The sequence below is a fragment of the Nocardiopsis sp. NPDC058631 genome (genome assembly GCF_042716955.1).
Taxonomy (GTDB): Bacteria; Actinomycetota; Actinomycetes; order Streptosporangiales; family Streptosporangiaceae; genus Nocardiopsis.
Window position 1 is genome coordinate 66,387 of the sequence record NZ_JBHXQY010000007.1, and the last position, 13,825, is coordinate 80,211.

At 72.0% G+C, this 13,825-nt stretch carries 13 protein-coding genes; 8 read left to right on the forward strand and 5 right to left on the reverse strand.

Translation table 11 applies throughout. From position 1 onward, the window contains the following. The first annotated feature begins 449 nt into the window (after window positions 1-449). The 4 genes from ACFWTE_RS04575 to ACFWTE_RS04590 all read left to right on the forward strand — a co-directional run bounded on the left by ACFWTE_RS04575 (window position 450) and on the right by ACFWTE_RS04590 (window position 5,146). A complete protein-coding gene (locus ACFWTE_RS04575) occupies window positions 450-1,448 on the forward strand; it encodes an ABC transporter ATP-binding protein (RefSeq protein ID WP_378777945.1) in 999 nt (332 codons plus the stop codon). An 87-nt stretch (window positions 1,449-1,535) separates the two neighbouring features. Then, window positions 1,536-2,402: an ABC transporter permease gene (locus ACFWTE_RS04580; RefSeq protein ID WP_378777946.1), complete on the forward strand. Its 867-nt coding sequence runs from the start codon at window positions 1,536-1,538 to the stop codon at window positions 2,400-2,402. A 291-nt stretch (window positions 2,403-2,693) separates the two neighbouring features. Further along, entirely contained in the window at window positions 2,694-3,905 is a 1,212-nt protein-coding gene (locus ACFWTE_RS04585) for a sensor histidine kinase (protein WP_378777947.1), read from the forward strand. 50 nt (window positions 3,906-3,955) lie between these two features. Further along, entirely contained in the window at window positions 3,956-5,146 is a 1,191-nt protein-coding gene (locus ACFWTE_RS04590) for a sensor histidine kinase (RefSeq protein ID WP_378777948.1), read from the forward strand. Between the two features lie 18 nt (window positions 5,147-5,164). Here the strand turns inward: ACFWTE_RS04590 and ACFWTE_RS04595 are convergent, their stop codons facing one another. From ACFWTE_RS04595 to ACFWTE_RS04605, 3 genes are all read right to left on the reverse strand, one after another. Further along, entirely contained in the window at window positions 5,165-5,905 is a 741-nt protein-coding gene (locus ACFWTE_RS04595; protein ID WP_378777949.1) for a hypothetical protein, read from the reverse strand. 154 nt (window positions 5,906-6,059) lie between these two features. Continuing rightward, window positions 6,060-6,593, reverse strand: a complete 534-nt coding sequence (locus ACFWTE_RS04600) for a hypothetical protein (RefSeq protein WP_378777950.1) — start codon at window positions 6,591-6,593, stop codon at window positions 6,060-6,062. A gap of 268 nt (window positions 6,594-6,861) precedes the next feature. After that, window positions 6,862-7,425, reverse strand: coding sequence for a gamma carbonic anhydrase family protein (locus ACFWTE_RS04605; RefSeq protein WP_378777951.1), 564 nt, complete (start codon window positions 7,423-7,425; stop codon window positions 6,862-6,864). Window positions 7,426-7,819: 394 nt separating this feature from the next. Between ACFWTE_RS04605 and ACFWTE_RS04610 the strand changes: the two genes are divergently transcribed. Continuing rightward, window positions 7,820-9,052 carry a cell division protein DivIVA gene (locus tag ACFWTE_RS04610; RefSeq protein WP_378777983.1) on the forward strand — a complete coding sequence of 411 codons (1,233 nt, stop codon included), beginning with the start codon at window positions 7,820-7,822 and terminating at the stop codon, window positions 9,050-9,052. 147 nt (window positions 9,053-9,199) lie between these two features. Continuing rightward, the gene (locus ACFWTE_RS04615; RefSeq protein ID WP_378777952.1) at window positions 9,200-9,649 is read left to right on the forward strand and encodes a GNAT family N-acetyltransferase; all 450 of its coding nucleotides are present in this window, start codon (window positions 9,200-9,202) and stop codon (window positions 9,647-9,649) included. Window positions 9,650-9,684: 35 nt separating this feature from the next. On the opposite strand, the gene ACFWTE_RS04620 is transcribed toward ACFWTE_RS04615, so the two are convergent. Beyond that, window positions 9,685-11,256, reverse strand: a complete 1,572-nt coding sequence (locus tag ACFWTE_RS04620; RefSeq protein WP_378777984.1) for an MDR family MFS transporter — start codon at window positions 11,254-11,256, stop codon at window positions 9,685-9,687. A 404-nt stretch (window positions 11,257-11,660) separates the two neighbouring features. Between ACFWTE_RS04620 and ACFWTE_RS04625 the strand changes: the two genes are divergently transcribed. Continuing rightward, the gene (locus ACFWTE_RS04625) at window positions 11,661-12,260 is read left to right on the forward strand and encodes a TetR/AcrR family transcriptional regulator (protein WP_378777953.1); all 600 of its coding nucleotides are present in this window, start codon (window positions 11,661-11,663) and stop codon (window positions 12,258-12,260) included. A 255-nt stretch (window positions 12,261-12,515) separates the two neighbouring features. Next, window positions 12,516-13,193: a class I SAM-dependent methyltransferase gene (locus tag ACFWTE_RS04630; protein WP_378777954.1), complete on the forward strand. Its 678-nt coding sequence runs from the start codon at window positions 12,516-12,518 to the stop codon at window positions 13,191-13,193. 206 nt (window positions 13,194-13,399) lie between these two features. On the opposite strand, the gene ACFWTE_RS04635 is transcribed toward ACFWTE_RS04630, so the two are convergent. Further along, window positions 13,400-13,780, reverse strand: a complete 381-nt coding sequence (locus ACFWTE_RS04635; RefSeq protein ID WP_378777955.1) for a RidA family protein — start codon at window positions 13,778-13,780, stop codon at window positions 13,400-13,402. Window positions 13,781-13,825: the final 45 nt, after the last annotated feature.

Here is a 13,825-nt window from a genome sequence, read left to right on the forward strand (position 1 = left end):
GAATGCGGTTCTCCCCACGCGGAAGCCGGGGTTCGTGTAGAACTCTTATCGACACCCCGCACAGGTGTCGGTCCGATTCGAGCATGTGGGAACGGACAGAACCGCCCTCGGGTGGAGACGGTCGGATATGGGTCGGGAGTCTGGTCGGGGGGCCGTTCCCCGCCGGTCCGGCCGGACCGTCCGACGGGGGAGGGGATCAGCCGACGCACCGGACGGTCCCCCATGGTCAGCGAGGACGCCCGACGCAAGTGATGAGGGGGCCGGGCGTGCTCGCTGACAGCGCGGGCCTCCCGCACGCGATCCTGGGGGAAGGGGCGTGTGCGGGAGGCCCCGACGCCCCGCGGCCGAACCGGATGACATTTGTCAGTGCGGGCGCCGGGAGATTCCACATCGGCAGCCGGTGACAACGGAGTCTGTGCCGGGGCCCGGCGCCGCGGGAACCTGGACGCATGACGACCACAGCGCGCACCGCCCAGGCCCACGACCCCGTCCCGGACACCACCGGGCCCGCGGTGGTCGTCCGCGACCTGCGACAGCACTACGGCTCCTTCGAGGCGGTCCGGGGCGTGTCCTTCGAGATCCACCCCGGAGAACTCTTCGCCCTCCTCGGGACCAACGGCGCGGGCAAGACCACCACCATCGAGACCCTGGAGGGCTTTCGCAAGCCCAGCTCCGGCACGGTCCGGGTCTTCGGAGCCGACCCCCACGGCCAGCCGTCCGGCGTCCGGGAGCGCACCAACGCGGTCCTCCAGGGGAGCGGACTGCTGGAGGACCTGACCGTCGAGGAGACCGTCTCCCTCGCACACGACCTCGCCGCCGACCCGCGCGGCGCCGACGAGATCCTGGGCCTGGTGAACCTCCTGGACAAGCGCGGGGTCGCCGTCCGTCAGCTGTCCGGAGGCCAGAAGCGCCGGCTCGACCTCGGGCTCGCCCTCGTCACCCGCCCCGAGGTCCTGTACCTGGACGAGCCGACCACCGGCATGGACCCGGAGGCGCGCCAGGAGACCTGGCGGATCATCAGCGACCTGAAGAGGGACGGCGTCGCGATCCTCCTCACCACGCACTACCTGGAGGAGGCCGAGCGCCTCGCCGACCGGCTCGCGATCATGCACCGGGGAGAGGTGCGGATCGAGGGGACCCTGGCCGGGGTCCTGGCGGGGTGGGGCGACCGGGTGAGCTTCGTGCTCCCCGAGGACGTGCGGACCGGGGACCTGCCCCGGCTGCCCGACGCCGAGGTGGCCGTGGAGACGCGCGACCACTCCCTGTGGGCCACGTACACCGTCCTGGGCGGCGACGTCGCGGAGCGGGCCCACCACGCCGTCGCCGCACTCATCGGGTGGGCCGCCGAGAACCGGACAACGCTCAAGAACCTCCAGGTCCGCGGTGCCTCCCTGGAGGACGTGTTCCTCCGGGTCGCGGACGGCGCCGCGGACCTCGTTTCGGGCTGAGACCCCGTACCGCGGGACCGGCCGACACGCCGACCGGCCGCGCGCCGCGCGCACGCCATCTCCACACAGACCTTCGAGGAGCACACCATGACCACACCCACCGCGGCCGCCGAGGGCACCGGGGCCACCGCGGCCCCGCGCCGGCCCAGGCCCACCATCGGCTGGTTCCGGCAGGCCGTGCGCCTGACACGGACCGAGTTCACGCTGTTCGTGCGGTACAAGACCGCGTGGATGTTCCTCGCCCTGCCGATGTTCCTGCTCGTGGTCTCCCTGGGAATGGAGTCCTACGAGGTCTTCCCCGGGGTGGACAGCACCGCGATGTCGATGGCGGGGACGCTCGGCAGTATCGGCCTGATCGTCGGACTCGGGCACGCCTCCAACGTGTTCACGGCGCGCCGGGAGGCGCTGGTGCTGAAGCGGCTGAGGGTGAGCGGAGTGCCGCAGGCGGCGATCTTCGGCGCCATCATCGGGGTGGTGGCGCTCTTCTCCCTGCTGGTCGCGGTGCTGATGACCGCCGTCACCGCCGCGTTCACGGGATCGATGCCGCAGGACCCGGTGATGCTGCTGGTGGCGGTGCTGCTGAGTACCGTGCCGATGACCCTGTTCGGGCTCCTGATCACCCCGATGGTGCGCAACGCCGAGGCCGCCCAGATGGCGGCGATGGTCCCGATGATGATCCTGTTGTTCCTGGGAGGGCTGTTCATCCCCCTGGGCATGCTGCCGGACCCCCTGCGCGAGGCGATGATGCTCCTGCCGGTCGCACCGGTCACCCTGATGGCCCAGGCGGCCTTCACCGGCTACGACGTGTTCGGCGGACTTGAGGCGGCGACGGAACCGGGCCCCCTGGGCCTGTGGGCGGCGGCGCTCCCCTCGATCGGTGTGGTGCTCGCGTGGACCGTGGTCTTCGCGCTGCTGGTGCGCAGGTTCTTCAAGTGGGACCCCCGCCAGCCGTGACCGGCGGTGGGAACCGGGACGCCGGGGCGGTCGTGGACGGACGACCGCCCCGGCGTCCGCGGACGGCGGCGCTCCGGAAGCTGCCGGGGGCGCGGACGGCCTGGATGTGTGGGCACGCCGGAGCGCGGGGGGTCCCTCCGCCCCGAACTCTCATCCGACCTCCCCTGTCAGAGCTTTTCCACCACCCTGACAGGGTGGGGTGGGCCGTACCAGTGCGTTCCCGGGCCTGTGGACGGCGGTGGGGGCGCCTGGCAGGGCGTCGGGGGTACGTGCGGAGGGGGGACCGTGGGCATGGTGGACAAGGCCGTCGATCCGGACGAGCTGAGCGCGCGGAACGCGACCCGGCTGCGGATCTCCCGGATGATCACCGTCGGGTCGATCTACCCGCTGGTGCTGGCCCAGGCCTTCTGGACGGGCATGGACGCCTCCTTCCCGTCGGACGTCGGCCTCCCGCTGTGGCTCGCCGCGGTGGCGTCCGCTGCCGCGCTCGGCTCGGGTGTCCTGCTCGTCCTCCTCATCCGGGAGCGCGTCGGCGGCCGGCGTGGTGTCGACCGCCGACTGGTCCTCTGGTCGCTCGTCCTGAGCTGCGTCGCCTTCGCCGCGACCCAGAACCTGCTCAACTCCGCCCTGGTCCTGGCGACCTGGTGGGGGACGGTCGCGAACGCCCTACCGTCCCGGAGGAGCCGGAACCTCGGCCTGGCGATCGCGGCACTGAGCTGGCTCAAGGCGCTCGCCCTGCCCCTGACCCTGGGGGTGCCACCGCTCGCCTTCGCCTTCCCCTGGTTCCTGGGCATCGGCTACGCGCTGCTGTTGCGGATCCTGTTCGCCTCCACCTTGTGGCTGTGGGACATCACCAACGACGCGATCCGCGGGCAGGCGGCGCGCGCCCGGCTGGCCGTCAGCGAGGAGCGCCTGCGCTTCGCCCGGGACATGCACGACCTGCTGGGCCACAGCCTGTCGGCCCTGGCGGTCAAGGCCGAGCTGGCGAGCAGGCTCGCCGCGCGGGCACCGGACCGGGCCAAGACGGAGATGTCGGAGGTGCAGGACCTGGCCCGATCGGCGTTGCAGCAGGTGCGGGGCGCTGTGAGCGGTTATCGGGACGTCGACCTGGCAGGGGAGGTCACCTCCGTGGCCGGTGTCCTCGAAGCGAACGGGACCAGGGTGTCCGTCTCCGGCCTGGACGGTCTCGACCCGCCCCCGCGCACCTCGGCCCTGGCCGCGTGGGTGGTGCGCGAGGGCGGCACCAACGTGCTCCGGCACAGCGACGCCACCCGGTGCGCGGTGACGTTCACCCGGCTGCCGGGAAGACCGGACCGACCGGTGACACTGGTGGTGGAGGTGCTCAACGACAGGGCGCGGGGCGGCGGTGACCGCGCCGCGTCCTCGGGCAACGGACTGGCGGGCCTGTCCGAGCGCGTCTCCATGGGCGGAGGCACCCTCTCCGCGGCCCGGACCAAGGACGGCGGCTTCCTGCTCCGGGCGGTCCTCCCCCTGCGGGAGTGACACCGGACCGGACACCGACCGAGCAGCGCCCCCGACCAGGAGGAGAACCGTTGAGGAACCACGCAGCCGACCCCGCCGGGAACCGGCAGACCGAGCGCAAGCTCCGCGTGGCCCGGCGCATCATCCTCGGCTCGATGGTGTTCGTCCTCCTCATCATGGTCTTCCTGCCGCTCCTGGAGTTCATGGCCGGAGCCGAGTCGGTCGTGTTGTGGAGGGTCGTCCTGGCGGAGGCCCTCGCCGTCCCTCTCGGCGTGATCATGCTGGTCATGCTCCGGGACCGGCTCGACGGGCGGCGCGACCCCGACCCGCGGCTCTACTGGGGCTCGATCGCGATGGCCGGCGTCGCCTCCGCCGCCCTCCAGATCCCCATCAGCAACATGTTCTTTCTCGGTGCGTGGTGGGGCGTCGGGGTGTTCGTGGCCTCCCGGACGCGCGGTGCCCTGGTCAGCGTGTTCCTGCTGGTGCTGCCCTGGCTGCTGATCCCGTTGAGCCCACTGGAAATCCAGTTCGTCCCCTTCCTCGTGTCGTGGATCGTCTCGATCGTCTGGGCGCTCTGCCTCGCCGCGGGATCCCTCGCCTCCATCTGGCTGTGGGACGTCACCAACGACGCCGTGAAGGGCCAGAGGGCCAGGGCCCGGCTGGCGGTGACCGAGGAGCGGCTCCGGTTCGCCCGGGACATGCACGACCTGCTGGGCCACAGCCTGTCGGCCCTGGCGGTCAAGGCCGAGCTGGCGAACAGACTGGTCGACCGCGCGCCCGAACGGGCCTCCCACGAGATGGACGAGGTGCACGAACTCGCCCGCAAGGCGTTGCAGCAGGTGCGCACGGCGGTGAGCGGCTACCGGGAGGTCGTTCTCGCGGAGGAGGTGGCCTCCGTCGGAGCGGTCCTGTCGGCCAACGGCACAGTCGTGTCCGTCTCCGGCCTGGACGGTCTCGACCTGCCCCCGCGCACCTCGGCCCTGGCCGCGTGGGTCGTGCGCGAGGGCGGCACCAACGTGCTCCGGCACAGCGACGCCACCGTGTGCCAGATCGCCTTCACCCCGGCGAAGGGCACCACCGTGGGCCGGGCCCTGGTGGTGGAGGTGTCCAACGACGGGGCGCGCGCCGGCGGCGCGCCGAAGGAGACCTCCGGCAACGGTCTGGCGGGCCTGTCCGAGCGCGTCTCCATGGGCGGGGGCACCCTGTCCGCCGTGCGCACGAAGAACGACGGCTTCCTGCTCCGGGCCGTCCTTCCGCTCTGAGGCGGTCGGTGATCGGTGTCAGAGGACGCCCACCGACGCGAAGGCCTCGTCGATCGCGGCGGAGGCCTCGTCCCCGCCGGCCGTGTTGATACCGAGCATGAACGCGCCGTTCCGGTCACCCGTCTCCACCAGGAGGAACCGGCCGTAGGAGGCGTCCTCCCCTCCTCCGTCCACCGCCACCCCGAACGCGGGTGAGCCGTCGACCTCGGTCCCACCGGAGGGTTCGACCTCAAGCGAGGCGATGTCGGTGACCAGGCCGCCCAGCGACTCCACCGCGAGCCGCACCCCCGCGACGGGCATCGGCTCCGCGGCGTGGAGCTGCTCGCTGCCGGTGACGATGATCGCGTCCGGGTCGTCCGCTGCGCCGTACACGGCGTACGAGTGGTACTCCGGGGGGACCTCGTCGTCGCCGAGCCGCTGCCAGCCCTCTCCCGGGAGCTGGTAGGTCAGACCCGAACGGGGGTCCTCGACCATGCCCTCGGGGGACGGGGAGTCCCCGTCGGAGGCGTTGTCGCCCTCCCCCTCGCCGGTGGGCGAACCCTCGTCCGGCGCGGAGGTTCCACCACCCGGGAAGGGGCCGTCATCGGACAGGAACCAGCCGACCCCGGCGGCGGTCACCAGCACGAACACGAAGGTCACCGCGAGCGCGATGGCGAGTGTCACCTTGCGCGCGGGCTCGTCCTCTCCGACCTTCCGGCGCCGGGAACGCTCGTCCCCACCGCCTCGGGGCTCCTGTCGGTCCGGTTCGTCTGCGTACATCTGCGGCTCCTGGAAGGGTGTGCGCCTCGGGGGGACAGAAGGGATCCTGAGGGGCCAATACCCCGTGGGGGCCGCGGCGGAGCGGTAGGGCGTGGCCGGAACAGGCCTGTTTCAGGGGAACCGGGAGGGGGCGCCGGGAAACCGCTGCGCGGGGTCAGTACGACCAGGGCGGCAGGGGCAGGCGGGGCAGGGCCCGCATCGTGAACGGCACGGAGCGCGGAAGCGGGGACGGGCCGGGGTACGGCCGCTGCCGGGGGAGGAGACGCGGGCCGGTGAGCGGTGCCTCGGGCGGGCGGCTCTGCTCGGGAACCCTGCCGCGGTGCGACGGTCTGCCCGGCCTGCCGGGCCTGGGCGGAGCCTCACCGGGCCGAGGGGCCGGATGGGAGCCCGGTGCGTGCGCCGTGACGGGTCCGTCCTCCCGGCGGGCGCCCTCACGGGGCTCACCACCCGTCCCCGGCCTCGGGGGCGAGGCAGGTTCCGCGGGGGTGGGGGCGGCCGCGTCCGGTGGGTCGTCCCCGGCGGGTCGGGGGGCGAGGCCGAGGACGCGGTCGATCTCGGCGGCGCTGAGCGGTCGGTCGGCGACGGCCACGGCGATGAGGACCTCCGTGTACAGGTCGATCTCGTCGAGGGCGACGTCGTCGTGGAGGAAGGGGCGGACGAGCGGGCGCAGGTGTGTGTCGTGTTCCACGCGCGCCCACCTCCCGGGTGTCGCGAGCGTGTGCCGGTGGCCCCCGGACCGGGCCCTCGTGGTTGCGGGCGCGACCAACCCGGCCCCACGGGCGTAAGGATTTCAGGCTACGCGGGGGCGTATCGGTCGCGCATGACTCGTGAGGACCAGTGGGGGGCTCACCCGGGTTAGCCAGAAGTCCCGAATCGCCCATCGGTCCGGTGGTCCGCCGACGGAGAGGGGCGGACGCGGCGGGTGCCGCCGCGTCCGTTCGGGCCGTGCCCGTGGGTCAGGCCCAGACCACCTCCTGGTGCTGCAGTGCGAGCGCCGCGTAGTGGGCGGGGGTGTGCGCGAGGACGAGCCGGTCGTTGTCGTTCAGTTCGCGGACCACCTTGCCGGGGACGCCCGCCCACAGGGTGTCGGGCGGAACCACCTTGCCGGGCGGGACGAGGGAGCCCGCCGCGACCAGCGCGCCCCGTCCCACGCGGGCACCGCCGAGCACGATCGCGCCGATGCCGATGAGCGCCCCCTCCTCCACGACCGCCCCGTGCACCATGGCCTTGTGGCCGAGGCTCACGTCGTCGTGCAGGATCGCGGGCTGGCCGGGGTCGGAGTGCATGCCGCACTGGTCCTGGATGTTGACCCTGTCCCCGACCACGATGTCCTCGCCGTCGGCGCGCAGCACGCACCCGTACCAGACGCTGCTCTCGGCACCGACCCGGACGCGGCCGACCACGGTGGCGCCGGGGGCGATCCACGCGGTCGGGTGGATCTCGGGCCTCCCGAAGGGGGCGCCGCCGATCCGCGGTCCGAGGGGTCCGCCCTCCGTCTGGCCGTCCGTCGCACTACCCATGTCCTGGCCCTTCCAACATCGTTTCGGTGTGGTGGTCGTCCCCGTGCACGGTGAGACAGGTGGGAAGTTGACCGCTCTGCCCCCGTACGGGGATGATCGCGCATACCTTAGTAAGAACGTGACCGGGGTCCGCGCGGCGATCCACCCGTCGGGACTCTTGACGCGGCAGCGCCGCACGTGTCTACCTTGGTCGTTTGGACGGCGTCCGCGACGTCACGCTCTGCTCGCGGCCGGTGCCCCTCATGCGGTCGAATCAGGGCAAACGGGACAAAATCGAGTGGATGTCGTTTCCAGGACTCGATGGGTCTTCCCAGGACAATGGGGTACGGGGCAACTCCCACGTTGATACGACGTGCACTCAACGGTGTAAGGACATGAAGGGCACATGAGCGATATGTTGCCGGGCGGCGGACTGCAGCAGGACCGGTTTCCGACGGTGCGCAAGGGCGGATACGACAAGGCGCACGTCGACGACTACTACGTACGGATGGACAACCAGTTCAAGAGCATCCGCGAGCGTTTGCAGCGGATGGACGACGAGCTGGAGCAGTACAAGCGCGACCTCGCGATCGCCCGCGAGAAGGCCCAGGTCAAGCCTGAGCACGAGCAGATCAGCGCGCGCATGGCGGAGATCCTCAGGATCGCCGAGGAGGAGGCCAAGGAGCGTCGCTCCAAGGTCGAGACCGAGGTGAAGGGGATCGAGAAGAGCGCCCAGGAGGAGATCGCCAAGCACCGCAAGGACGCGGAGTCGCACGCCGAGCGCATCGTGTCCTCGGCGCGTGCGGAGGCCCACGAGATGGTCTCCGCCGCGAAGCAGGAGTCCGACCAGCTCCGCGACCAGGCCAAGCAGGAGGGCGACCGCCGTCTGGGCGAGGCCGAGGCCCGCGCGAAGAAGATCCACGACACGGCGGACCGCCGGCTGGCCACTCTCACCGCCACGCACGCAGAGGCGCTGCGACGCCTCAAGGACATGCACTCGACCCTGGCCGACCTGGTCGAGGCCGAGGACAAGGCGGGCGCGCTGGAGACCGGCCTGTCGAGGGAGGACGCCACCACCCCGGCCGCGGAGCACAAGCCCGCGGCGGTGAGGCCTGCGGCCGCGGGCAGGCCCGCGCCGAAGGCTGCGGGGCCCGAAGCGGAGAAGCCCCGCACGGGGCCGGACCGCTCCGAGGCCTCCCAGGCGTCCCAGCCGGTCGCGCCCGACGCGGGTGCCAAGCCCGGGTCCGGGCCCGCGCCCGCCCCGGAGCAGAAGGACGAGGCCACCACCAAGCTGCCTCCGCTCCAGCAGGAGCCGGACCAGGCGACGGTGCGGATCAAGCCGGTCATCAGGCCGGGCCAGCAGGTCGACCAGGGCGCTCCGAAGCCTGCCGGCGGGTCGCCGGAGGAAGGAGCGAAGAACGGTGGCGGCACCGGGTCGGCTCCCCACCCGCCCCAGGGCGCCCGGTTCACCGGGCCCGCGCCGGAGGGCCCGCGGGAGCGGCAGCAGGCCCAGCAGGCCCCGGCCACCCCGCCCGCGGGCGACGCGGGCGGCGACCCCGGCATCACGGGTGTCTACCGGCGTCCGGAGTCCGGACCGAACCAGCCGCCCACGGGAGACGACGGGGTCCGGGTCATCCGGAAGCCGTAACCGTCGGACACTCCGTGGACGGTACGACGACCCATGCGGAGCAGGAATCCAGGGGTGGGGGCCCAGCCCCCACCCCTCGGTGGTTTGTGGCCGGTTGTAGGGTGACGTCCGCCTTGTCGCAGGCTGTCGGCTACGATTCCGGAAGCCATGATTATCCGCGCGGCCATCCGGTCCGACCTCGGTGCGATTCTGCGTCTCCTCCGTGAGCTCGGCGACACGACCCACACGCAGAGCGCGAACGTTCGCATGTCCTCGGCAGCGGTGAGGGCGTGGACCCGGATGGAGACCGACCCCGACCGCACCGTCCTGGTCGCGGAGCAGCGGGGTCAGATCATCGGCACCCTCGGCCTGCTGGTCGTCGCCAACCTCACCCACGACGCCCAGCCCTGGGCCGTGGTGGACAACCTGGTGGTCGACCCGCTGACCCGGGACCGGGGCATCGGCCGGGCCCTGATGGAGGACGCACTGGACCGCGCCACGCGGGCCGGGTGCTACAAGGTCGAACTCCTCTCACACGAGAGCAGGAACGGCGCACACGAGTTCTGTGCGGCCCTGGGCTTCGACAACTCCGCCGAGGGCTTCCGCCGCTACCTCTGAGACCGGGCCGGCCCTCACCCTCTCCAACCCGGAGGTCACTTCTGCTCCCGCCGCCCCTTCCGGGCCGCCTTCGGAGCCTTCGCCCCGGCAGCGCCGCGCAGCGGCACGCCCTTCATGAACGCCACGGCCACCAGCCCCAGCACCGCGATCGGCACACCGGCCGTGAACACGCCCTGCATCGCATGGTCGAAGGCGCCGACGATCACGTCGCGCACCGGCTCGGGGAGCGCGTGCACCAGGTCGGGTGACCCCTGTGCCGCCTCGGCCGCGTCGGCCAGTCCGACCGACAGTTCGGCGGCCCCCGACTCCACCCCGGCCTCGGCGTCCGCGGCTCCCTGTGTCCGCGCCGCGGCCTCGGCCTGTGCCAGCTCGGTGCTGAGCCGTCCCACCATCACGGCGCCGAACGCGGCGACGCCCGTGGCGCCGCCGAGGTTGCGGAAGAACACGACGGAGGCCGTTCCCGACGCCATGTCCGCGACGGGCAGGGAGCTCTGGGTGGCCAGCAGGAGGAGCTGCATGTTCAGGCCGAAGCCGAGGCCGACGAGGGCCTGGCCGACGACGACCGTGGTCAGCCCCGGGTCGAGGTGGGCCTGGCCGAGGGCGACGAACCCGACGACGCACAGCAGCATGCCGACGACCGGGTAGGCCTTCCAACGGCCGCTCCCGCTCACCGCGTAGCCGGAGCCGATCGACGTGACCAGGAACGACGCCACCAGCGGCAGCGTCATCATGCCCGACACGGTCGGTGACATCCCGTGCACCATCTGGAGGTACTGCGGCATGTAGATGATGAGGCCGAACATCATCATGCCGACGCACACCGAACCGAGCGAGGCCAGCACGAACGTGCGGTCGCGGAACAGGCGCGCCGGGATGATCGGCTCCTTGGCGCGGCGCTCCACGACCACGGCCGCCAGGGTGAGCAGGACGGCGGCCGCGCCCAGCGCGTACGCCAGGGGCGAATTCCACTCGATCTGGGTGCCGCCCAGGCTGAGCAGGACGATCACGGTGCTCGCGGAGCTGAAGATCAGCCCGGCGCCCGCCCAGTCCACGGGTGCGTCGCGGCGGGGCACGAACGGCATGTTGAACAGGAACTGGATGACGACGAACGCGACCACGGCCAGCGGCACCGTGATGAGGAAGCACCAGCGCCAACCGAGCGGGCTGTCCACCAGGAACCCGCCGACCAGCGGCCCGAGCACGGTGGACACCCCGAACACCATGCCGATGAGTCCGCTGTAGCGTCCCCGCTCACGCGGGGAGACGACGTCGCCGAGGATGATGTTGGGCAGTGTGGCCAGACCGCCGATGCCCAGCCCCTGGAGGGCGCGGGCGGCGATCAGCCAGTTGATGTCCTGGGCCAGGCCCGCGGCGACCGAGGCGACGATGAAGATGCCCAGCGCCACCTGGAAGAGGAGCTTGCGGCCCCAGATGTCGGAGAGCTTGCCCCACACGGGGGTGGACGCGGTCATGGTCAGGAGGGCCGAGGTGGCGACCCACGCGAGCCGGTCCTGGCCGCCCAGTTCGCCCATGATCGTGGGCAGGGCCGTGCCGACGATGGAGTTGGTGAGCATCGAGGTGAGCATGGCCAGGACGAGGCCGACCATGATGCGGTGCACGACGCGGCGCGGGGGCAGCGCGGGGGTGCCGTCGGAGGGGGAGTCCTGCTCTGCCGGAGGGGGTGGGGCCGTACGGACGCTGGAGGCGTCGGAGGTTCCAGGGGTGGGATGGTCGGAGGAATCAGGGCCCACCGTTCGGGCTGTCACCGTCTTCCGGGGGATGCTCCGGGTTTCTCCTTCTTGACGCAACCGCTCTTCCACAGGTCCCCCGATCACGGACGTACGAAAGCCCCGCGGCTCACTGCCGGGGGCGACGTCCTCCCTCTGGTATAGGTAAACGGTGTTGACCTGTCAAATCGGTATCTCTGCTCCCGTTTCGGTATGCACGGGGTGTTCCGAGGTGTCAACCTGGAATCCTGAAAGCCAGATCACGGCCGCCAAGGGGTATGCAGATGGACCGTCCGGACGAAACCGGAAGCGGTGCCGGGCCGACGCGCGGCCGCGAAGTGACGAGGGCCCGCATTCTCGCCAGTGCCCGGGAACTGTTCACCGATGAGGGATACGGTTCCGTCTCCTCACGGATGATCGCCTCCCACGCGGGCGTCAACGTCGCGCTGATCAACCGCTACTTCGGGGCCAAACGCGGTCTCCTCACCGAGATCCTGCGCGAGGACGGGGTCTTCCCCGGGTTGATCGAGGGGGACCACGACACCCTCACCCGGCGCCTGGCGGAGCACGCGGTGAGCCGTCTCCACGGCGAGGGGACCGCGCTCCAGCGCGCCCTCGACGACTCGGCGGGCGACCCCGACCTCCAAGCCGTCTACCAGGGGCGGATCACCACCGCGATGATCGACCCGCTCGCCGCCTACCTGGGCGGGAGCGGGGCGCGGGCGCACGGGTCCCTGGTGGCGGCGGTCATGCTGGGGCTGAGCCGGGTACGGCTGGTCGAGGGTGCGACCGCGCTGCGGGCGCTCGACCGGGAGCGGCTCACGGCCAGGATCGAGGCCCTGCTCGACCTGTGCCTGGAGGACTTCACCGAACCCGCCGGCTAGCCGGAGCCAGGAGGCGCTCCGGACCGCCCTCCGCGCCCGTGCCCCTGTGGGCGAAAGCACTTTTCTGGCCGCGCCCCGTTTTCCGTTCTCCGGGGGTTCCTAGCCGTTCTCCGGTCGGTTTCCGCGTTTTCCCGGGCCGCGGATTCCGCAGCGGAGTATTTCCCACCCCGCGCCCTCGGCGCGCCTTGCCGTTTCGGCAAAGGATTTCGGGTTCCGCGCGGCACCCGGGAAGAGTGGGACACGGAGGTGGTCGACATGGCCCACGAGCACACGGGACACGGACACGGACACGGCACGGGGGCGCCCAGTGTGCCGGTGACGGAGCAGGACTGGGACGAGCGCTACGCCGCGGCCCCCGCGATGTGGAGCGGCAACCCCAACCGCCACCTGGTCGCCGAGGCCGAGGGGGCGGTGGCCGGGAGGGCGCTGGACGTCGGTAGCGGGGAGGGCGCGGACGCGGTCTGGCTGGCCGAACGCGGGTGGCGGGTGACCGCGGTCGACATCTCGAACGTGGCGTTGGAGAGGGCCGCCGCCCGCGCGGCGGAACACGGCGCGGAGGTCGCCGGGCGGATCACCTGGAGGCAGGCCGACATCACCGCGTGGTCGCCGCGTGCCGACGCGTTCGACCTGGTGTCGGCGCAGTACATGCACCTGCCCCCGGAGGCGCGTTCGCGTCTGGTCGCCGGTCTCGCCGCGGCGGTCGTGCCGGGGGGAGAGCTCCTGATCGTCGCGCACCACCCGCGCGACCTCGCCGACGGCGTTCCGCGCCCGCCGATCGAGGAGATGTTCTACACGGGTGACGAGCTGGTCGCGGCGCTGCCCGAGAACGGGTGGACCGTGCTGGTCGACGAGGCCCGCCGGGGGGAGCAGACCCTCGACGGCGTGACGTACACGACCCGCGACCTGGTGTTCCGCGCCCGCCGGGACGCCTGACCCGTCCGTCGGCGCCAGGCCGCGGTCCCGGACTGTTCCTCGGCCTCCTGTGGAGCCGGTACCGCCGGATGTGGCCGCTGCTCGTGGTGCACGGCCTGGTCAGCTCGGGGAGCATCCTGCTCGGCCTCCTCTGAGCCGGGCGGCGGTGCTCCGGCCTGGCCGTGCCGCCCGGTTCGGTGCGGGCGGCACGGCGGGTGCGGGACGCGTCAGTCGCGGAGCTTGGCGACGACGTCGATCTCGACGAGGATGTTCGCCAGGTCGGAGCCCACGGTCGTGCGCACGGGGTAGGGGGCGGAGAAGTGCTCCTGGTAGACGGCGTTGAACTCGGGGAAGTCCGCCTTGAGGTTCTCCAGGTGGACGGTCGCCTTGACGACGTCGTCCAGGGTCAGGCCCTGCTCGGCGAGCACGGCGGAGATGTTGGCCAGCACCTGGCCGGTCTGCTCGCCCACGGTCGGCGCCACCAGGCCGGTCTCCGGGTCCTGGGGGCCGAAGCCCGCCGTGTACAGGAACCCGCCCGCGACGACTCCCTGGCTGTACGCGCCGGCGGGAGCGGGGGCCTTGTCGGTACGGATCGCCTTCTTGGACATCGGGGAACTCCTCTGGTCGGGTGTCGCGGACGCATGCGCCCGCCC

Excerpts from the sequence above, each read along its gene's own strand:
- ACFWTE_RS04575 (WP_378777945.1), top strand. The coding sequence starts at position 450 with ATGACGACCACAGCGCGCACCGCCCAGGCCCACGACCCCGTCCCGGAC.
- ACFWTE_RS04580 (WP_378777946.1), top strand. The coding sequence starts at position 1,536 with ATGACCACACCCACCGCGGCCGCCGAGGGCACCGGGGCCACCGCGGCC.
- ACFWTE_RS04585 (WP_378777947.1), top strand. The coding sequence starts at position 2,694 with ATGGTGGACAAGGCCGTCGATCCGGACGAGCTGAGCGCGCGGAACGCG.
- ACFWTE_RS04595 (WP_378777949.1), bottom strand. The coding sequence starts at position 5,905 with ATGTACGCAGACGAACCGGACCGACAGGAGCCCCGAGGCGGTGGGGAC.
- ACFWTE_RS04605 (WP_378777951.1), bottom strand. The coding sequence starts at position 7,425 with ATGGGTAGTGCGACGGACGGCCAGACGGAGGGCGGACCCCTCGGACCG.
- ACFWTE_RS04610 (WP_378777983.1), top strand. The coding sequence starts at position 7,820 with ATGTTGCCGGGCGGCGGACTGCAGCAGGACCGGTTTCCGACGGTGCGC.
- ACFWTE_RS04615 (WP_378777952.1), top strand. The coding sequence starts at position 9,200 with ATGATTATCCGCGCGGCCATCCGGTCCGACCTCGGTGCGATTCTGCGT.
- ACFWTE_RS04620 (WP_378777984.1), bottom strand. The coding sequence starts at position 11,256 with ATGGTCGGCCTCGTCCTGGCCATGCTCACCTCGATGCTCACCAACTCC.
- ACFWTE_RS04625 (WP_378777953.1), top strand. The coding sequence starts at position 11,661 with ATGGACCGTCCGGACGAAACCGGAAGCGGTGCCGGGCCGACGCGCGGC.
- ACFWTE_RS04630 (WP_378777954.1), top strand. The coding sequence starts at position 12,516 with ATGGCCCACGAGCACACGGGACACGGACACGGACACGGCACGGGGGCG.
- ACFWTE_RS04635 (WP_378777955.1), bottom strand. The coding sequence starts at position 13,780 with ATGTCCAAGAAGGCGATCCGTACCGACAAGGCCCCCGCTCCCGCCGGC.